The organism is Pseudoalteromonas aliena (assembly GCF_038155085.1).
Taxonomy (GTDB): Bacteria; Pseudomonadota; Gammaproteobacteria; order Enterobacterales; family Alteromonadaceae; genus Pseudoalteromonas; species Pseudoalteromonas aliena_A.
Genome location: NZ_JBAKAU010000012.1, coordinates 119,696 through 138,480, shown reverse-complemented (window position 1 = coordinate 138,480; position 18,785 = coordinate 119,696). Strand labels below are relative to the sequence as shown.

The following is an 18,785-nucleotide window of genomic DNA, read 5'->3' as shown; positions in this document are numbered from 1 at the left end:
TTCGCGTGGGTTGCCTCACGATTCGCGTGGGCAAGCCTCACGCCTACGGGCTGGTATGGAGTTAATTGTTGTCGTATGTACGTAGGCGCTGAGCTTGCTGGCGCGAAATGGCTGGCGCAAAATGGCTGGCGCAAAATGGCTGGCGCAAAAAAAACGCAATTTTCGCGGGTTGCCTCACGATTTGCGCGGGTGGTCTCACGATTTGCGCGGGTGCTTCACGATTCGCGCGGGCAAGCTTCACGATTCGCGTGGGCAAGCCTCACGCCTACGGGTTGGTGCGGAGTTAATTGTTATCGTAGGGGCGTAGGCGCTGAGCTTGCTGGCGCAAAAATAGCTTATGAGTATTTTTCTTTTGCGCGTTGGTAGTTTTGTATGTCGAACCGGCATAAGTGTTTTAATTTTGTGTTTACTGCGGGTTCGTTAAAATAATTTTGCAGGGTGCTTTTTACGTGCTGTTTTTGCTCGTTTAAAAAGCTGTTGGTGGTGTTGTGACTACCTATGTTTATTTGTTTGTTGGTTAGGGTTTTTATTTGCTGGGTAAAGTCGTCTAAATTATCTAAAAAACCGACGACTTTGTAGCTTTCTAAATTTTTAGAAAATTCATTTTGTATAAGCTCTGCGTCGCTTTCATTTTTTGCAAATCTCCCTGTAATACACATACTTGTTACGTTGGCCATTTGCCAGCCTCGTTGATGTTCTAAAATACGGTCAACTTCTTCAATTAAGTTATCACAGCTTAGGTTGTTTGGTGCCATTATAGGTAGCGAGTTGGTTAGTTTGTTATATATATAGTTTGAAACAAATCTTGATACAGGCTCTCTTAACACGGTTATAAAGTTATGTTGTTGGCTATAGTTTTTAAGAATATATTGGTTTGTACATACGTGGCCGCTGATATATTGCCAGTTTTGCGCTAGGTGGTAGGCGAGTAAACCATTGAGTTGTTTTGCGTGATGATCACTAAATTGCGCAATACTATCTAAGCCTGATATAGCTTGCTCAAATGTTGCTAAGCTCATTTGTATTGCGCCTTCGCGGCTAAAGCGCGGTTGCCCTGCTTTGGCAAACTGTTCGCGCATTGCAAGATCAATCGAGATCCCGCCAGATTTAGGTACATGAACAAATACAAATTTAGGTTGGCTTTGTAAGGCTTTGCCTATGCGGTGTAGCTTTATGTCGTAGCCTAAGCTGTTAATTAGGTGTTTTATGTTTTTTTTCATTGTGGTGTCATTTTTTAAAAAAGCGTATTTGCAGTACTAATGATTTAAATAGTGCCGGTGAGTTTACCATAGCTTGGTGTAATATTAGGGCGTAAGCTCTGGTTTTTGTTTGGAAAAACAAAAACCCGTAACTTGCTACCATATACGAAATTACCGTAGCCCAGGCTGCTCCGACACCTGCGTACTGAGGAATTAAAATGGCGTTTAAGGCTATGTTTGTTACTGCGCCAAACAGGCTCGAAACAAGGCTGTATTTATATAGGTTTTCTATAATTAGCCATTTAGAGAGAATTGCTCGCTGAAAAATAAAGATACTTGCAAATATATGTATGCTGAGAATTGTTGCACTTGAGCTGTATTCGCTGCCGTATATGAGTGCTATTAAAGTGGGTGCTATAAAGTAGGTGGTAATGCTAAGAATTAACGCACTTAGGGTAAGTGCTGCAATTAGCTGTTGTAATAATGTGTGGTATTTAAAATCGTTATTAAATTTTAATTGGCTTAGTTGTGCGGTAAAGGCATTGGCAATTAATACCGGAAACACGTACCACACTTCAGATAATTTAGCTGCGGCTGCGTAGTAAGCTACTGCATGTGTGTCGACTAAGTTTGCGAGCATTATTTGATCTATTTTTAAATAGATTGTTGCTGCTACACCCGAGAACAATAGCCATTTGCCTTTTTGGGCAAGTGCGCTGTAGCTGCGCATAGATGTGTTGCGCTTTATATGTAGGTAGTGCTTTGCTTTTGCGTATATAAGTATATAGCTTGTGCCAATAAAAACGTATTCAAGCCCTTGTAATATAACTAATAAGCTAAGTGATGAGCCATTTAAAATAACAGTACATTTTAAGCCGTTAAGCACTAAAAATATAAGCAGGCGGATTTTTAATAATATATGTACTTGCTGTTTGGCTAAAAAGAAAAACTCAATAACGTAAAATGCGCTAAAGCTTTGTAATACTATTAATAGGAGTATATTGACGTTATTTTTGGTATTTAATATAAGTACCAGTAACAAGCCTAAAGCGATAGCGGTTAGGGCTCCGCATAGGCGAACAATAAGCGCACTTTTAAGATAATAATGGGCGTTATGAGGATTTTTAACGACATACTTGGTGACTATGTTGTTAAGCCCCATAATGCTTAAGGGTAAAAATAGGCCTGCCATGGAGAGGATATATGCGTATTGGCCAAAAATGTCTGGGCCTGCTATGCGCGCCAAAAGTACACTGTTTAAAAAGCTTAAACATAATAAAATGCACTTTTCTGCAATTAGTAATACGCTATTTTTTATACCTGAAGAGGTAGACATGGCTGCTCATAGAGTAAAATAGAAAACGCGTTACTATAACGCATAAAAAATGACTGTAAAAGGTTGAAAGGATGTTTGCAGCTGTATATGCTTCGCAGTTGTTTTTTAGCGGGATAAAAAGTTATGTTAATTGAAATAAAAGGCGTTCAGTTTGTTAATAAGGGCGCTGAATTAATGCTGTATGCAATTTTACAGCAGGTTAATATTCACTTTCCCGGTGCTGATATTTGTTTGGCTCATAATGCGTATTCCCCGTATCGTAAAAGAGCGTTGATTGGGGCATTTCAAAAAATTAACCTACGAAAAAACGTTTTTGATTTTAATAAGCTTTTTTATTTTTTTCCGTTAAAGGTTCGTCACTATTTTAAAAATCGCTTTGGTATTGTTACCGAGGCCGATGTTGATGTGGTTTTAGATGCTTCTGGCTTTAGCTATGGCGACCAATGGTCTGATGTTATTTTACAGCAAGTGGCGAATGAGGTTGTTAGGTTAAAAAAAGAAAATAAAAAGTATATTTTTATGCCGCAGTCGCTTGGGCCTTTTACGCGCGCTAATAATAAAAAATATGCGCAAAAGGTATTTGCTAATGCAAATTTAGTGTTTGCCCGCGAAACACCGTCATATACGCATGTGGTTGCATTACTTGATAACACCTCGCATGTTCATCAATCTCCTGATTTTACAAACTTACTTGAGCCTACTTTTTATGATGAGTATAAGCGCTTTGATAATTATATTATTATTGTGCCTAACTCAAAAATGCTTAGTAAAAAAAATAAAGACCAATGGTGGCGTGATAATTATGTATTAACTTTGGCGTTACTTGCTAATAAAGCACTCGCTTTAGGTGAAAAGGTTTTAATTCTTAATCACAGTGGTGCGGATGATGCGTCATTATGCGCTGAAATTTCAAGTTGTTTAACAGCTGCCGTTGAAATAGTCGAACCTGAAGATGCACTAAGGGTTAAGGCTTTAATTGCGCGTGGCAAGTTGGTTATTAGTTCACGTTTTCATGGTTGTGTTAGCGCGCTTTCTCAGGCTATTCCGTGTATTGCAACTGGCTGGAGTCATAAGTACCAGGAGCTGTTTGCAGAATATGACTCTGCCGATTTACTCCTTTCAAGTGGCGTGTCTGGTAATGAACTTGAGCAAACTCTAGAGAGCTGTTTAGCGCATTTGGCAGATAAAAAGCGTGAGCTTGAAAAACATGCCGTGGTGTATAAGCAGCAAAGTAATGAAATGTGGCAAAAGGTGGTTAAAGAAATACAGTAAGGGCTATTTTTATTTTGTAATGTAGTAACAATGCGCTTATTGAGTGGCGTTTATGTTCACTTGCTATATGGTTAAAATGGTTTAAAACGTAAGCTATTGCGTTGTTCAGTGTGCCTTAATCGTTGGTGGTTAAGCTAAAAATTCTATTACATGTTTTTGGTGCTCATAATGCGGCTTTAAATTAGCCTACACTGTGCTTAAGATTGGGGTTTAGGTTAAATTACACCTTTGTGTTTGGTTTTGTTGATTAAGCGCGAATGTTGCTTTGTTAAGTTGTCGTTGAGTTACGAAGTTTTACAGTTTAACTTTATGTAATCTTGTATACTAGGGGCGATTCTTATATGATTGCGTCGCTTATTTTTGCGTGTTTAAAAGGGTTTTCTCGGTGGTTTAAAAATAGAAACATTAATACCAACTTGCATGACTCTTTGGGCAATTAAACGAATTAAATTGTATTATAACGCCGTTAAAATTTTTATTTAGAACAACTAGATACAAAAAATTTTGCCTAGTTTTAGCGTGATTTTGTTAACGTTAGATAGACCCCATATATAAGCAGATTGTTATAACACGGTATTATAGATAATTTTTACATCGATTTAGTTTAATTAATATTACCTAATTTTGTAACCATTTACAGTGACGTTTTAGGGATAATTCAGGAGTTGGACATTGTTTAAGGTTGATTTTTTGTGATTCTGACAACTTTTGCGTTATTTTTTAGCTCATTTATGAGCCTTTTCGTGTTTCGAAAATTTGCTATTTTAATTAACTTAGTTGATCAACCTAATGCTCGTAAGCATCATAGTGGGTCTATTCCACTTGTTGGCGGGTTAGCTGTATTTATTGTTGTATTTTCCTACCTATTTATTTTTCCACATACTATATCCTCTGCAATGCTCTATTTAAGTTGTGCCAGCGTACTTTTGTTTGTTGGGGTTTTAGACGATTTATATGATATTAGTTTTAGATTTCGTTTAATTTTACAAGTTGTTATATCTGCGTTGATGATGATTTTTGGTGGCTTAATTCTTAATGATGTTGGCGCTATATTTGGTGGTGCTAGTATTGATTTGTCATATTTAGGCTACTTTATGACTGTTGTTTGTGTGGTAGGGGCTATTAATGCCTTTAATATGGTCGATGGTATTGATGGGTTGCTGGGCGCTTTAGCAACTATTACGTTTAGCTCGTTAGGTGTTTTATTTTATTTTAATGGGCAAAGCGAGTTAATGGCCTTTTGTGCTGCGATAGTTGTTGCCACTATTCCTTATATTTTGATGAATCTAGGCATTCCTTTAGGGCAGCGTTTTAAAATTTTATGGGTGATGCGGGCAGTACCGTTATTGGTTTTACTGTGGTGTGGTTATTACTTGAAGGCTCTCAGTCGGCAGAACGTGCATTTAGCCCTGTAACGGCTCTTTGGTTGGCCGCGGTGCCTATTATAGATGCTATTTCTACTATTTTGAGGCGTGTAAAAAAAGGGCAGTCGCCTTTTAAACCAGACCGTGAACACCTCCATCATATTCTTTTACGCTTGGGCTTTTCTAGTCGCCAGGCTTTGGTTGTAATTTGTTTTATTTCGGCTTTATTTGCAGTTGTTGGTGTATTGGGTGATGTTTTTAATGTACCTGAATATATTATGTTTTACGCCTTTATACTTCTTACCGTGCTGTATTACTTTTTTATGCTAAGAATATGGAGAATAAGTGTCAGAATTAGGCGCTTTTTAAATATAAAGTAATGTGTTATTTTTCAATTGCTTAATAGTTTAATGTGTTATTTTACTTTACCGCAGTTCGATACACTATGTTGTGCAAAAATCCCAAACCTTAAAAACTAAATGAAATGGATATAAATTTGACTAATCAAAATCAAACTCAAAAGTCAGATGATATAAAGTTATCTCATCTAATCGAGATTCTCTGGAGCTATAAATTATTTATTATAGGGTTTACGTTTGTCTGCTCTTTAGCAACGGTAGTGTACGCTATATATAAGCCAAACGAGTATGAGGCTAAGGGTATATACATGCCTAAAAGTGATGATTCAGCAGGTGGTTTGTCAAAACTGGCTGGGCAGTTTGGCGGTATTGCAAGTTTAGCTGGTGTAAACATTGGCGGAGGCGGTGAAAGCAAAACTGAGGTGGCTATTGAGTTGCTTACTTCTCGCGCTTTTTTACAAGCGTTTATTGCGCGCCATGATTTAACGGCGCCGTTAATTGCTGCCCAAAAGTGGGACGAGCAAACTAACGAGTTAGTTTACGACTCTGATTTATATGATGCGCAAAACGACGTGTGGGTAAGAGAACCGCCCCCAGGCAAACAAGTAGAGCCGACTCCTTGGGAAGCGTATGACACTCTGAAAAAGAATATTTCGGTTGAGTATGAATCTAAAAAAGGCATTGTGAGCATATCGCTTACTTACTATTCGCCTTATTTAGCTGCGCAGTGGTTAGAGTTATTAGTAAAAGATATTAACTATTTTTGGCAGCAAAGAACCATTGACGAAAGTGAAAGGTACATTGAAGTGCTTTCTAATAAAGCACAAAGCACGCAATTAAGTGAGCTAAAAGAAATTTTTTATAATTTGATTGCAGAAAAAACTAAATCAAGTTTACTAGCACAAGCAACCGATGAAACTATGTTTGAAACTGTTGCTAAAGTGGTTGTCCCTGAAGAAAAATCGGCACCAAGTAGAGCTTTACTTTGTATTGTAGGGTTTGTTTTTAGTGGCTTTTTTGCTTGTGTAGTTTCGTTACTGTTAGGAATTACCAAAAAACAAGAAGAGCTACACGGCAACTAAATGAGAGATCTTACAATAGGGAGCTACCGCAATTTTTGGCCCCAATTAGCCGTTGCTTTGATGTCGTTATACTTACTAACCGACATGCTCTCTGGTTTTTCGATTATATATTTAGGGGTCGATATTAAGGCCTCTTTTGTTTATAAAGTACCTTTGCTTATGCTGATTTTGGGCTTAGTTGCCCAACAAAATATGCTTAAGTTTAATGTTTTACTGATCTTCATTCTGCTTATTTTTATTGGGCCTCTTTATCAATTTTATGGACACGCCCGATTAGATTTTTTTATTAATGACTTTTCTACCGCAATAAAGATTTTAACGCCTGTTTGCGTATTTGTTTTGTATCGTGAATGGTATAAAAGCTCTCCAGAATTTGCATTGGCAAGCACTCATAAAATATTAAAATACGGGTTTATTATTTTAAGTATCAATTTCATTATTGGCGCTTTGGGCTTTGGTAAAAGCACGTATGATTTTGGTAAAGGCGAGACCGCAGGTTCCACAGGTATGATAATGGCAGGTAATGAGTTGGGTGGGGCTTTTGTAGTCGCATTTACGTACATGTTGCATATGTGCTGGAATCATAAGAGTAAAATATGGTACTTATTGCTTTCTTTATTTACTGTTTTTTGTGGTGTGAGTGTATCGACTAAAACCACTATTTTGGCGTCTATATTAATCGTTTTTTTAGTGCCTATTGTTAATGAACGCCACAAGCTTTATTCAATTACACTATTAAAGGTTAAGATATTTGTTCCTATAATTACTCTAATTATTATAGCCGTAATTTTGGCCGTAGAAATGCTGCAGTCTTTAGGTCTATACGACAGGATGGTATTTTTATATAAAAAAGCGGGTATTTTCGGGATTATCCTATCTGGCCGTGATGTTATGGTTTCACAAAACCTTGATCTTGTTTTTCATCACAGTACATTGTTTGAGCAATTGTTTGGCCAAGGCGAAGCGCTGTCGTTAAAGCGTACAGAAGGTTCTGCTGCATCAGAGGTGGATGGCGTTGATGTATTTAATTTATATGGATTATTTACCTTTTTAGCTGTTTTTAGTTTTTATTTTTATACTTTTACCAAAGCGCACAGCCAAACTGTTAAAAATATAAACTTTTTGTCTCCTTTTGTTCTTTTAGCCAGTTTTACTCTTTTAGCTCTTTCACAATTAAGCGGGCATATCTGGAACTCTGGAACTGCCGGTATATTACTTGGGGTTATGCTTGGCGCTTTGAATATCAAAGAGAAAGGTTACTAGGTGGCCTTGTTGCCATTTATGGTATAATACGTTTTATGTTCTTTGGCTTTGTTTTATATAATTTGTATAACAATAGTATATAAATGGGGCCGCTATTTTTTAAGTATTGTCTGTTTAATAAATACAGCAGGCTTGTCGTAATAAGAACATGTTTATTAAGTTAATGCACCATACTTAAAAATATTAGGATTTATAATATGAATTTAGTTGTTCTCACTGGGCGCTACCCTTCACAAAGCAGCCCTTATAGTCACATGTTTGTACATACTCGCTCAAAGCAATATATTGCTCAAGGGCATAGTGTTACTGTATTAGTGCCAAGTGAGAGTTCGCAGTCGTATACGATTGATGGCGTGGTTGTTATTTTAGGCCCCGTTAATGAGCTGGTTAAGTTTTTGTTAGACGCCGATCGTGTAATGATACATTTACTATTACATCGCTTTAGCAAAACAACAGATGCGGGAGTACTTTACCGCTTTGTGTTAGATAATAAGCTCCCTACCTTATTTTTTATTCATGGTGTTGAAGCCCAAACTATTTGGAGTGATAGACGCGATGATATTTCTTGGCATTCGCCTAAAAGTATTGCTCGTTGGTTGTATCGCGATTATTACTTAATAAAACGAATGATTAATACATTAACTGAATTTGTTGAGTCAGATATTCCGGTTAAATTTGTTACCCCATCTAAATGGATGCTTGAAGAGGCGATAAAAAATACCGGTGTTGATTTAAGCAAAAAGTCACTGGTTATTGCCAATGGTATAGATACTACTAACTTTAGTTTTACTGATCGTTGGGCAGATAGAGATAAGTTATTGAGCATTAGGCCACTAACTTATCGTGGTAAGTATGCGGTTGACTTAGTGCTTGAAACCGCAAAAAGAATGCCTACGAATATTCATACTGACTTATATGGTATGGGCCCTGACGAAGAAAAAATAAAAAATGTGGCACAGAGCTTAAATATTACAGATCGCTTTACTTTGAATTCTCGTTTTTTACAGCCTGTTGAAATCCCTAAAGTGCATCAAAAGGCGGGTATTTATTTAGGTGTTACACGTATGGATGCGCAAGGTGTTTCTATGTGTGAGGCGATGTCTTCTGGCTTACCTACTGTGTCTTTTTCTACGTGTGCTATTCCTGAGTTTATTGAGCATAACGAAACCGGTTTAATGGCTAAGCCTTATGATATGGATGAGTATAGTGCGTTGGTAAGTGAGCTGGTTGAAAATAGAAGCCTATTTGAAAAGATCGCAATTAATGCACATAAATCTATGGTTGAAATAGATATAGTTAAAACCTCAACGCAAGAGCTTTGCGCTAAGTTGGAAGCAAAGTAATGGGTGTGGATTTCTCTATTTGTACGCCTGTATTTAATCGAGCCCATTTATTACCTCGCTTATATTCAAGCTTGCTGCTAAATATTGATGAAAATGTATCATTTGAGTGGCTCATTGTTGATGATGGCAGCTCTGATGATATTGCTGCTTTTATTTCAATGGTTAAAGCTGAAGATAAACTTGATATAAAATATATAAAAAAAACCAATGAAGGCAAGCATTCGTGCATGAATGTGTTTTTTGCACAAGCACGAGGTGAGTTAACGCTTATTTTAGATTCGGACGATAAGCTGGTTGAAGGCGCATTAAAGCAAGTTAAAGGTATTTGGCAGCCACTGGCTCTGCGTAATGATATTGCCGGTATTATTGGCCTATGTTTAGATATGGCCACCCAAAAACCAAGCGCTCAGTGCTTTGTAAATGATCCCATGGAATCTACATTACTAGAAAATGCTTACAAGCATAATATGAAGGGGGACCGCTGCGATTTTATCAGAACGTCTTTACTTCAAGATAAGCTCTTTCCTGTTTACGCTGATGAAAAATTTATGCCTGAGGCGGTTATTACCGTTTTATTTGATGCAGATTATAAATATTACTGCACTAATTTGGCGTTTAAAGAAATTGAGTACCAAGCAGATGGCTTAACTAATACCTATGCAGCACTGGCTATGAATAACCCTAAAGGTATGGTTTTAAGGTTTGAGGTTGTATTAAATAATTATGATTTAATTAAACTGCCAGCTGGGCTTAATAAGCTAAAGTTTTATGGTAATTACATGCGATATTTGATTCATCGTAGTGGTTTTTTTGCAGCTTATAAAGCGTATTTTAACGTTGCTAAGTTTTTTAAGTTAAGTTGGTTTGCGGGCTGTTTTATTGGCTCTGCTTTGGCTGTTTTAGATAAGATTAAAAAGTAATGGCGTTATTTTGGGGATATTTTTCACGGTTTTCTAGCATTGCCAGTAGCCTGATTATTATGCCTTTTGCTTTGGTGGCTTTTACTGAGGCTGAGTTTTCGCTTTGGATGGTTTTTGTTGCTTTTTATGCCTTAATTGTTGTATTTGATTTTGGTTTAAGTAGTACGTTTTCGAGACAAATTAATTACGTTTTATGTGGGGCGCAAAGCCTTAATAAAATAGGTGTATGTGAGCAGGTTGATAAAAATAGCATTAACTACTTACTTTTTTCTAAAATAATAAATAGTGCCAAATTTGTATTTTTCTTTATTGCTATTATTACTGTTGCGATACTCGGTGCTGCTTATTTCTTTTTTTTAAACCCTATTGCTGCTCAATCGGGTTTAGATATTTCTTTAGAGTGGCTACTTTATAGCTTGGCAATAATTATAAATATTTTTTGCTTACTTTATAATGCTTTGTTTTTTGGCACTAATAATGTAGCGAGTATTTATAAGGTAACGAGCTTTAGCAATTTAACATTTTTTGCTTTTGCTATTACATTGATTCTTTATGATTTCACCTTAATGGCTGTAGCCATTGCTAGACTGCTTTCTGCTGTTACTTACTACCTAAGCGCTAAATACGAAATTAACAAGCTTAAAATGCTACACGGTTACGTTAAAACATGTTGGCAAGATACTAAGGCGACTTTAGATGTGTTATTACCTAATGCAGGGCGTATTGGGGTTGTTTCGCTGGGTAATTTTATGCTGACAAAGCTTTCTATTTTGATTGTTGCATACTATTTTACAGCCTCTGAATCTGCGAGTTACTCGCTTGCCCTTAACCTCTTTACAATACTGTCTTCGGTTAGTTTGTTATACATGACCGTTGTAACCCCTTTATTAAACCGAGCAATTCAAAATACCGATTTTTCTTTGGTAAAAAAATTACAGTTTAAAGTAAGGTTAGTGTGTTTAATTACCTGCTTGTTGGGATGTGTGTCGGTGCTTGTTATTGTTCCTGAATTGCTTAAATTAATAGATTCTAAAACCAGCTTGCCAAGTGTATATGTGCTGGTGTTTTTTAGCTTGATGGTTTTTTTAGATGTAAACAGGCAGCTCTCAATGAACTTAATTGCTGCTACAAACCATATTCCATTTTATAAGGCGATTGTTTTTTCAGGCGGTGTTTCGCTGCTTGTAATAATTGCTGTGTTGGAGTTGGGCTATTTATCTTTATTAACGCCTGTGATTGTGTCGTTATGTGTGCAGACGTTATTTAATAATTGGTACTGGACGCTAATGGAGAGGAATATATTAGCGAAAAAGGTCGTGTGAGAGCGCCACTGTTAAGGTATTTCAATTTTATTATTTTAAATGGCGCTGTAAATAAACCACTGATTTAATGCAGTTGCTATAATTGCAAGCTTTCACATATTTCTTTAGTTTTACTAAATTCTTTCTTTATATAAGGGACTGGTTGAAAACCCTCTATTTGATTTATTTTTTCAGCAATCTGCGAAACATCATAACAGCCTAAACCATAATTTTTTTCTTCTACAAATTTAACAAGATCTTGTTGGTGTGCATCAACTCTTTCTGTGTTTTGAACCACTATTATTTTTTTACCCATTTCTAAAAGGTTATACACACTACCGGCACCTGCGTGGGTAATAATAACGTCGGCAGTTTGATAATATTCGTTTATGTTTTTAACGAAGCGTATTGTGGTGATTTTGGCGTGGCTGTACTCGCCATCTGCAATTTGAAAGGTGGCGTTGTGGTTATCGTTTAAGGCTTTTTCAACAGCGTAAAATAGCGAGTCGTAGCGAGTGCTGCCAACAGTGACAAAAATGTTCATAATCTTCCTGAAAAAATCGCTTTAGGGTAAGTGCTTTGTAGTGTTTCATTTTGAATGTAGAAGGTATCTGCAATTCGATACATAATTTTTCCAGTTAATGAAGGGGTGTAAAAGCGAGACCAAGATTCTAAAAAGATAACTTTTTTACCAAGTAATTTAAATATTATAGCGGGCAACACAACCATGCCAGGACCTGTTGATACTAAGCCTTTAACTTGATAGTTTTTTAATATACTTAAACACTGCATTGCAGTGGTGATTGCATTATTGGCCAATTGAAAAGGGGCTTTCCAAATACTAAATTTACCTCGTGGCTCAGGACAGCGAAAATGTTTAAGCGAATTGAAATGATCATCCGTATCCGATATTGATACAAAATCAAAGTCAGCATGAGACTGCATCATTGCTACAAGCCTCTTCATTTGTTCTTTGTGTCCGCCACTGCCGTAAATTATTAAAGTAATAGGTTTGTCTTTCAAAAGGGCTCCAGAAGCGTTGAAATGATTGGTGTATTATAATTGAGAGTATTTTAGCTGGCTACCGATAAAGTGATATCCATTAGGGCCTGTTGACCTTTCAGGATTAAAATTTGTTCAATCTAGGGGCTATTTAATCGCGGCGCGAGGTTTGTGACCTAGTGGGCTAAGTAAAAACCGAGCAACAAAGAGTAAATTTCCCCTAGGCAGAACCCTTCGGGCAGCGTATGTTTAGCATTTGTGCTACGTTATCGCCTATTTATGGGGAATAACCACACTACATAGGCTCTGCCTTGCCTAAATACCAAACATACTGCTTCAAATTTAACCTCGAAAGATAAACAGGCCCTAGTGCGCATTTTATTGCTTTATTAAATAGCTAATAACTTGCTTTGTTAATGTGGTTGGATTGTAGTTATTTACTACTTCGGGTTTACCATTTAAGCGGTAGTTACCCGATTCTCTCACTATTTTTTCAATGCCTTGTTTTAAATGCGCTACGTCGTATTTTTCAATCACGATACCTACATGAGGTTTTACTATATCTGCAACAGGGCCGTTGTTAAACGCAACGATAGGTAGGTTTAAACTCATTGCCTCTATAAAAACCACACCAAATGAATCATAAATTGATGGTAGGCAAAATATATCACTGTTCATTAGTGCGTTACTTTTTTCTTCTTCGTTAAGCCATCCTAAAAAATCAACTCTTGATTGCACATTAAAACTTTCAGATAGTTGTTTTAGCTTGTTTTTTAAAGGGCCGTCACCAATTATTTTTAGATGTACTTTGGGCAATTGAGCTATCGTTTTTATTATTAGTTCTGTGCCTTTACCGTCAATGAGTCTTGCCATTGATACTAGATTAACTATGTCGCCAATAGGCTTTTTGTCATCAATGTTTTGCTCAGCAAAATTAAATAATTTGTGAGATAGTGGGTTGGCTACTACTAAAATTTCTTTTTTGATTCCTTTTTCTATTAATAGTTTTTTCCACCAAGGAGTGACTACAACGATTTTGTTTGCAGGAATAAGAAAACATTTAACTAAAAATAGTCCCCACTTACTTTGTGTATACTTAGATAAAGTAGGGGAATGAAAATGAATAACAACTTCCCCTCCCAATATTTTGGCTGAAATGGCGATAATAAATTTTCTAAGCATAGAAAACCAAGGGCCACAATGCAGCCAATAAACTCTTCTTGATTTTGAGTGTTTGAGTGAGTGATAAACTAGTTTTACCCAAGCGATGAAAAAATAGATTAGTCTATTTTTTTGATCGTTATGCGTGTTAATTCTTTTAAAAGACTGATTTAAATTATGAAAGCCCTCTTCGAATGCTTTTAATACGCTGCTAATTCCGCCTTTGGTTTCGGTTGAATGAGTACCAATAATATAAATTAATGCCTCACTCATTTTAAAGCCTTGCTGCGTAAGCTTGCTAATAGAGGTAAGTTACTGGAAAGTAAGTAGCGTGTTTTTCTTATAAAAAAACCGCCTTGTAAGTGCTTTAAATACAGATATAAAGGGTATCTTTTTTTACTTGCGGATATAGACATAAAGCCTTGGTTTATTTTATTTTTTTTGTTCATTAACTGGTTGTGCTTTTTATTAAATTGAGAATACCCAAGTAATTTATTTGTAATTGTACTAATTCGTTCTTCTTCATGACCCTGATGCTGAATATATGAGTAGCCCTGTAGCTTTTTGGCCGTCCCAAACTCTAAAATTAGTCTTACCCAAGTGTCGTAGTCTTGGCAGGCTTTAAATGTGGTATCAAAGCCTTGAATCGCTTTAAGTTTATATGTTTCAGTGAACACCTGATTTGTAGCATAATTATAACTTAACATATCGTCTAAAGAGAGTTCTTGCTCTTGAGCATCAATCACTTTCCCGACTCGCCCATAATACCAAAGAACGCCGTGCGATAAGAAAGCGTATCTAGAGTCATAGTTTTCTAAGAAGGTTTTTATGCGATCGGGTAAAAATTCATCATCATCGTCTAGGCCAGTTATAAATTGTCCGCTTGCTTTATTTATAGCCTTATTACGAGCTGCACATGCGCCGATACTTTTTAGTTCTGTTAATACGATTAGCCTAGGTTCATTGGCGCTTAGCTCTTCGAGCCATTGCTGGGTTGTATCTGTTGAGCCATCATTTATTACTATTAGTTCAAGGTTGGTGTACGTTTGATTTAACACAGAGCGAATAGCGCGTTTTAATAACTTTAAGCGATTTTTTGTTGGTAAGTAAATTGTGACCAGAGGGGACTTGGGTAATGATCCGCTTTTATTCATTATTCTATACGACACTTTATCCTAAAACTTTGCGACACTTTACCTTAGGCGGCATCTAAAAAGCAAAGTTTGTCATTAATGTTTCAGGGCCGTTTTAAATTATATAACTTCATAGTAGAATGCGCAAAAGCTTATATCTAGTAGCTATTTGAGGCTATCGTAAGGTACTACTTAACCTGCGTTATTTATTTAATTAAGTAAGGTTAAATTTTATAAAAAAGCACTTTTTAAAGAACGTGCACTTATGGTGAGCAATCAACGCTATTACTTTAAGGTAATCAATATATTGATGTTTTTAGGAAAATAAATGAAAGTTTTAACCGTATTTGGTACTCGCCCTGAAGCAATTAAAATGGCGCCATTGGTATTAGCTTTAACACAAGAACCTGCGATTGAATCTAAGGTTTGTGTTACTGCACAGCACAGGGAAATGTTAGATCAGGTACTCGAACTTTTTGAAATTACTCCCGATTATGATTTAAATATAATGAAAGCGGGCCAAGACCTATACGATATTACCAGTAAAATACTACTTGGTTTACGTGATGTGTTAGATGACTTTAAACCTGATTGGGTATTAGTGCACGGTGATACAACAACCACTTTTGCTACTTCTATGGCTGCATTTTATAAGCAAATTAATATAGGCCATGTTGAAGCTGGTTTGCGAACAGGTAATTTATATAGCCCGTGGCCAGAAGAGGCAAATCGTACTTTAACAGGGGTGTTAACAAAAAAACATTTTGCCCCTACGCAAGCCTCTGCTGATAATTTACTACGTGAACATGTTGCTGATTCTGCAATCGTTGTTACGGGAAATACCGTGATCGATGCATTATTAAAAGTGAAGCAGGAAGTACTTTCTAAAGAAAGTGTTCAGCAGCAAATGAATACAAAATTTACTCACATATTAGATAAACCATATATTTTAGTCACCGGACATCGCCGTGAAAGCTTTGGTGGTGGGTTTGAGCGTATATGTGAATCTATTTCTCAACTTGCAACTAAGTACCCGCAGTTTAATTTTGTCTACCCTGTGCATTTAAATCCAAATGTACAAGAGCCTGTTAACCGACTTTTAGCCGACAAAGATAACGTTAAGTTAATCGACCCTCAAGATTACTTACCTTTTGTATTTTTAATGGATAAGTCGTACTTAATTTTGACTGATTCAGGCGGTGTACAAGAAGAAGCGCCTAGTTTAGGTAAACCTGTATTGGTTATGCGTGATACAACTGAGAGACCGGAAGCTGTTGCTGCTGGTACAGTAAAGTTAGTGGGAACTGATATAAATAAGATAGTTGATACAGTCAGTGAGCTTATTGAAAACCCATCGCTTTATAAAGAAATGAGTGTGGCACATAATCCATACGGTGATGGCTTATCGAGCATGCGTATTATTAATAGCTTACTGAATAAATAGCCTAAGGGAATAAACATGAAAATAGCTGTAGCAGGTACAGGGTATGTAGGCCTTTCAAACGCTATGCTTTTATCTCAAAATAATGAAGTGGTTGCGCTTGATATTGATGAGCAGAAAATAGCGCTTTTAAATAATAAGCAGTCTCCAATAATTGATGAGCAAATTGAGCTTTATTTAAAACGTACAGATTTAAACTTTACAGCTACGACAGATAAACAACTTGCTTATGTAAATGCCGATTATGTCATTATTTCAACACCGACTGATTATGATGTAGAAACAAATTATTTTAATACAGGCTCGGTTGAAGCTGTTATAGCTGATGTATTAGCGATAAACCCACGCGCAATTATGATTATTAAGTCAACCGTACCTGTTGGCTATACTCAATCGGTTAAAGAGAAGTTTAATACGGATAATATTATTTTTTCTCCTGAGTTTTTACGCGAGGGGAATGCCTTATATGATAATTTATACCCGTCACGTATTGTTGTTGGTGAACAAAGCGGACGTGCCCGAGTGTTTGCTGAACTATTGAAGCAAGGTGCTATAAAGCAAGATATTGACGTTTTATTTACTGAATCAACTGAAGCTGAAGCGATTAAGCTTTTTTCAAATACTTATTTGGCTATGCGAGTTGCATATTTTAATGAGTTAGATAGTTACGCAGAAGCTCATGGTTTAAGCAGCAAGCAAATTATTCAGGGGGTTGGTTTAGACCCGCGTATTGGTACTCATTATAATAATCCTTCGTTTGGCTATGGAGGGTATTGCCTTCCAAAAGATACGAAACAGCTTCGCGCAAATTACGCAAATGTACCTAATAATATTATTGGCGCTATTGTTGATGCTAATACTACTCGCAAAGATTTTGTTGCTGACTCTATTATTAAACGTGACCCAAAAACGGTAGGTATTTATAGATTAGTGATGAAAGCAGGCTCAGATAATTTTAGAGCTTCTGCTATTCAAGGCATTATGAAGCGCATAAAGGCTAAAGGCATTGAAGTTGTTGTTTTTGAGCCAGTGCTTAAAGAAAGTGAGTTTTATCACTCTCGTGTAATTAAAGATTTAAATGAGTTTAAACAGATCTCAGATGTTGTTGTTTCAAACCGTATGGTTGAAGAGTTAAGCGATATTGCAGATAAAGTTTACACCCGCGATTTATTTGGTAGTGATTAAATTATAGGCGGGGCTTTGTGCAGCGCTTTTTAATGCGTTAAGGATTGCGCGGGGGAAACTCGGCAGAGCTGCGCGAGGTAAACTCGACAGCGATGCGCGAGGTAAACTCCCGCCTACGGGCTGCGTGTTATTGTAGGCGGGGCTTTATGCCGCGCTTTTTTAATGCGTTAAGAATTGCGCGGGGGCAATTCCGTAAGAGATGCGCGAGGTAAACTCCCGCCTACGGGTTATATGTTGTGGGCGGGGCTTTATGCCGCGCTTTTAATGGGTTAAGGGTTGTTTGGAGGAAACTCCGTAAGAGATGCGCGAGATAAACTCCCGCCTACGGGCATAAAAAACACCGCGTTTAATTTAAATACGGTGTTTTTATCGTAGTAAATGTAAATTTGCTATTAGACTTTAGCAAACGCATCTTGTAGTGGTGGTACTACTTGCTTTTTACGGCTCAGTACACCATCTAACCATACTTTATTATTTTCAGGTTTTACGCCGTAAGCTTGCTCAACTAGGTTTACATCGTCTGACACAATTAGCATTTCTGAGCCTTCTTTCATTATGTCGGTAAGTAGTAAAAATACTGAGTGGCGATTGCCCTCTACTTTTAGTTTTGCAATATCCGCTTCAAGGTCTGCTTTAATGTCGTCAAACACAGCAAGATCGATTACTTCTAGTTGACCAATACCTACTAGGTTATCGTTCATGTTGAAATCTTTAAAATCACGCATTACTAAATCGCGTGCTGGTGTGTTTTCTACCGCAGATTTAACGCGGAACATATCCATACCAAGCTCTTTAAAGTCTTCTATGCCTGCAATTTCTGCAAGTGCTTCAACACATTTAATGTCGGCAGTAGTACATGTAGGTGATTTAAATATTACGGTGTCGCTTAAAATTGCGCACATCATAATACCAGCGATGTCTTTAGGGATTTCTACATTGTAAAAGTCATACATCATTTTAATGATTGTGTTTGAACAACCAACAGGACGGATCCAACATTCAAGCGGAGTAGATGATGTTAAGTCACCTAATTTATGGTGATCTACCACGCCAACAACGCGAGCTTGGTCGATATCATCCGGTGCTTGTGTTTTTTCTGTGTGATCAACAATATACACATCTTCACCAGCGTAACTTAACTTAAGCTCAGGTGCTTCAAACCCAAATTTATCAAGAATAAATTGCGTTTCAGGTGATACTTCACCAAGACGAGTTGGAATTGCGGGCTCATCGATTTGGTTTTTTAAATAAGCCAGTGCAATTGCACCACAAATAGAATCTGAATCTGGGATTTTATGGCCCACTACATACATAGACATTGACGGAACTCCTTTAAATTTGCTGATATTCTAACAAAGTATGCGCCCTTTAACATATAGACAGCGCAATTAAGTTTTAGTTACACTTTAAAATCTTGAATTTAC

18 protein-coding genes are annotated in these 18,785 nt (G+C 36.9%); 11 read left to right on the top strand and 7 right to left on the bottom strand.

All coding sequences use genetic code 11. The features are described from left to right. The coding region (locus V6260_RS12945; protein WP_341594578.1) for a hypothetical protein at positions 1-366 on the top strand (366 nt) is incomplete at its 5' end. Here V6260_RS12945 and V6260_RS12940 read toward each other — a convergent pair. Together V6260_RS12940 and V6260_RS12935 are read right to left on the bottom strand one after the other, a co-directional pair. Next, positions 336-1,220 (bottom strand): sulfotransferase family 2 domain-containing protein, encoded by an 885-nt coding sequence (locus V6260_RS12940; RefSeq protein ID WP_341594577.1) that lies wholly within the window; start codon positions 1,218-1,220, stop codon positions 336-338. The genes V6260_RS12945 and V6260_RS12940 overlap by 31 nt on opposite strands. 7 nt (positions 1,221-1,227) lie before the next feature. Further along, entirely contained in the window at positions 1,228-2,535 is a 1,308-nt protein-coding gene (locus tag V6260_RS12935) for a flippase (RefSeq protein ID WP_341594576.1), read from the bottom strand. A 123-nt stretch (positions 2,536-2,658) separates the two neighbouring features. Here V6260_RS12935 and V6260_RS12930 point away from each other — a divergent pair, with 123 nt between their 5' ends. From V6260_RS12930 to V6260_RS12895, 8 genes are all read left to right on the top strand, one after another. Further along, entirely contained in the window at positions 2,659-3,807 is a 1,149-nt protein-coding gene (locus V6260_RS12930) for a polysaccharide pyruvyl transferase family protein (protein ID WP_341594575.1), read from the top strand. Between the two features lie 743 nt (positions 3,808-4,550). Further along, the gene (locus V6260_RS12925) at positions 4,551-5,222 is read left to right on the top strand and encodes an MraY family glycosyltransferase (RefSeq protein WP_341594574.1); all 672 of its coding nucleotides are present in this window, start codon (positions 4,551-4,553) and stop codon (positions 5,220-5,222) included. Next, positions 5,165-5,551, top strand: coding sequence for a hypothetical protein (locus V6260_RS12920; RefSeq protein ID WP_341594573.1), 387 nt, complete (start codon positions 5,165-5,167; stop codon positions 5,549-5,551). The genes V6260_RS12925 and V6260_RS12920 overlap by 58 nt, the downstream gene beginning before the upstream one ends. A gap of 116 nt (positions 5,552-5,667) precedes the next feature. Next, positions 5,668-6,612, top strand: coding sequence for a Wzz/FepE/Etk N-terminal domain-containing protein (locus tag V6260_RS12915; RefSeq protein ID WP_341594572.1), 945 nt, complete (start codon positions 5,668-5,670; stop codon positions 6,610-6,612). Then, positions 6,613-7,875, top strand: coding sequence for an O-antigen ligase family protein (locus tag V6260_RS12910; RefSeq protein ID WP_341594571.1), 1,263 nt, complete (start codon positions 6,613-6,615; stop codon positions 7,873-7,875). 197 nt (positions 7,876-8,072) lie between these two features. Next, positions 8,073-9,218 carry a glycosyltransferase family 4 protein gene (locus tag V6260_RS12905; RefSeq protein ID WP_341594570.1) on the top strand — a complete coding sequence of 382 codons (1,146 nt, stop codon included), beginning with the start codon at positions 8,073-8,075 and terminating at the stop codon, positions 9,216-9,218. Further along, positions 9,218-10,138, top strand: coding sequence for a glycosyltransferase family A protein (locus V6260_RS12900; RefSeq protein ID WP_341594569.1), 921 nt, complete (start codon positions 9,218-9,220; stop codon positions 10,136-10,138). The genes V6260_RS12905 and V6260_RS12900 overlap by 1 nt, the downstream gene beginning before the upstream one ends. After that, complete coding sequence (locus V6260_RS12895) at positions 10,138-11,460, top strand: hypothetical protein (protein WP_341594568.1); 1,323 nt, start codon at positions 10,138-10,140, stop codon at positions 11,458-11,460. The genes V6260_RS12900 and V6260_RS12895 overlap by 1 nt, the downstream gene beginning before the upstream one ends. 76 nt (positions 11,461-11,536) lie before the next feature. On the opposite strand, the gene pssE is transcribed toward V6260_RS12895, so the two are convergent. The 4 genes from pssE to V6260_RS12875 form a co-directional block, all read right to left on the bottom strand. Further along, positions 11,537-11,983, bottom strand: a complete 447-nt coding sequence (gene pssE / locus V6260_RS12890; RefSeq protein WP_341594567.1) for a PssE/Cps14G family polysaccharide biosynthesis glycosyltransferase — start codon at positions 11,981-11,983, stop codon at positions 11,537-11,539. After that, a complete protein-coding gene (gene pssD / locus V6260_RS12885) occupies positions 11,980-12,462 on the bottom strand; it encodes a PssD/Cps14F family polysaccharide biosynthesis glycosyltransferase (protein ID WP_341594566.1) in 483 nt (160 codons plus the stop codon). Before pssD ends, pssE begins: the two co-directional genes overlap by 4 nt. 357 nt (positions 12,463-12,819) lie before the next feature. Further along, positions 12,820-13,875 (bottom strand): glycosyltransferase family 4 protein, encoded by a 1,056-nt coding sequence (locus tag V6260_RS12880; protein WP_341594565.1) that lies wholly within the window; start codon positions 13,873-13,875, stop codon positions 12,820-12,822. Next, positions 13,872-14,756, bottom strand: a complete 885-nt coding sequence (locus V6260_RS12875) for a glycosyltransferase (protein ID WP_341594564.1) — start codon at positions 14,754-14,756, stop codon at positions 13,872-13,874. The genes V6260_RS12880 and V6260_RS12875 overlap by 4 nt, the downstream gene beginning before the upstream one ends. A 307-nt stretch (positions 14,757-15,063) precedes the next feature. Between V6260_RS12875 and wecB the strand changes: the two genes are divergently transcribed. Together wecB and V6260_RS12865 are read left to right on the top strand one after the other, a co-directional pair. Further along, a complete protein-coding gene (wecB, locus tag V6260_RS12870) occupies positions 15,064-16,179 on the top strand; it encodes a non-hydrolyzing UDP-N-acetylglucosamine 2-epimerase (protein ID WP_341594563.1) in 1,116 nt (371 codons plus the stop codon). Positions 16,180-16,194: 15 nt separating this feature from the next. Further along, positions 16,195-17,361, top strand: coding sequence for a nucleotide sugar dehydrogenase (locus tag V6260_RS12865; protein ID WP_341594562.1), 1,167 nt, complete (start codon positions 16,195-16,197; stop codon positions 17,359-17,361). 392 nt (positions 17,362-17,753) lie between these two features. Here the strand turns inward: V6260_RS12865 and V6260_RS12860 are convergent, their stop codons facing one another. After that, entirely contained in the window at positions 17,754-18,680 is a 927-nt protein-coding gene (locus tag V6260_RS12860) for a manganese-dependent inorganic pyrophosphatase (RefSeq protein ID WP_341594561.1), read from the bottom strand. Positions 18,681-18,785: the final 105 nt, after the last annotated feature.

Excerpts from the sequence above, each read along its gene's own strand:
- V6260_RS12940 (WP_341594577.1), bottom strand. The coding sequence starts at position 1,220 with ATGAAAAAAAACATAAAACACCTAATTAACAGCTTAGGCTACGACATA.
- V6260_RS12935 (WP_341594576.1), bottom strand. The coding sequence starts at position 2,535 with ATGTCTACCTCTTCAGGTATAAAAAATAGCGTATTACTAATTGCAGAA.
- V6260_RS12930 (WP_341594575.1), top strand. The coding sequence starts at position 2,659 with ATGTTAATTGAAATAAAAGGCGTTCAGTTTGTTAATAAGGGCGCTGAA.
- V6260_RS12910 (WP_341594571.1), top strand. The coding sequence starts at position 6,613 with ATGAGAGATCTTACAATAGGGAGCTACCGCAATTTTTGGCCCCAATTA.
- V6260_RS12905 (WP_341594570.1), top strand. The coding sequence starts at position 8,073 with ATGAATTTAGTTGTTCTCACTGGGCGCTACCCTTCACAAAGCAGCCCT.
- V6260_RS12900 (WP_341594569.1), top strand. The coding sequence starts at position 9,218 with ATGGGTGTGGATTTCTCTATTTGTACGCCTGTATTTAATCGAGCCCAT.
- V6260_RS12895 (WP_341594568.1), top strand. The coding sequence starts at position 10,138 with ATGGCGTTATTTTGGGGATATTTTTCACGGTTTTCTAGCATTGCCAGT.
- pssE (WP_341594567.1), bottom strand. The coding sequence starts at position 11,983 with ATGAACATTTTTGTCACTGTTGGCAGCACTCGCTACGACTCGCTATTT.
- V6260_RS12880 (WP_341594565.1), bottom strand. The coding sequence starts at position 13,875 with ATGAGTGAGGCATTAATTTATATTATTGGTACTCATTCAACCGAAACC.
- V6260_RS12875 (WP_341594564.1), bottom strand. The coding sequence starts at position 14,756 with ATGAATAAAAGCGGATCATTACCCAAGTCCCCTCTGGTCACAATTTAC.
- wecB (WP_341594563.1), top strand. The coding sequence starts at position 15,064 with ATGAAAGTTTTAACCGTATTTGGTACTCGCCCTGAAGCAATTAAAATG.
- V6260_RS12865 (WP_341594562.1), top strand. The coding sequence starts at position 16,195 with ATGAAAATAGCTGTAGCAGGTACAGGGTATGTAGGCCTTTCAAACGCT.
- V6260_RS12860 (WP_341594561.1), bottom strand. The coding sequence starts at position 18,680 with ATGTCTATGTATGTAGTGGGCCATAAAATCCCAGATTCAGATTCTATT.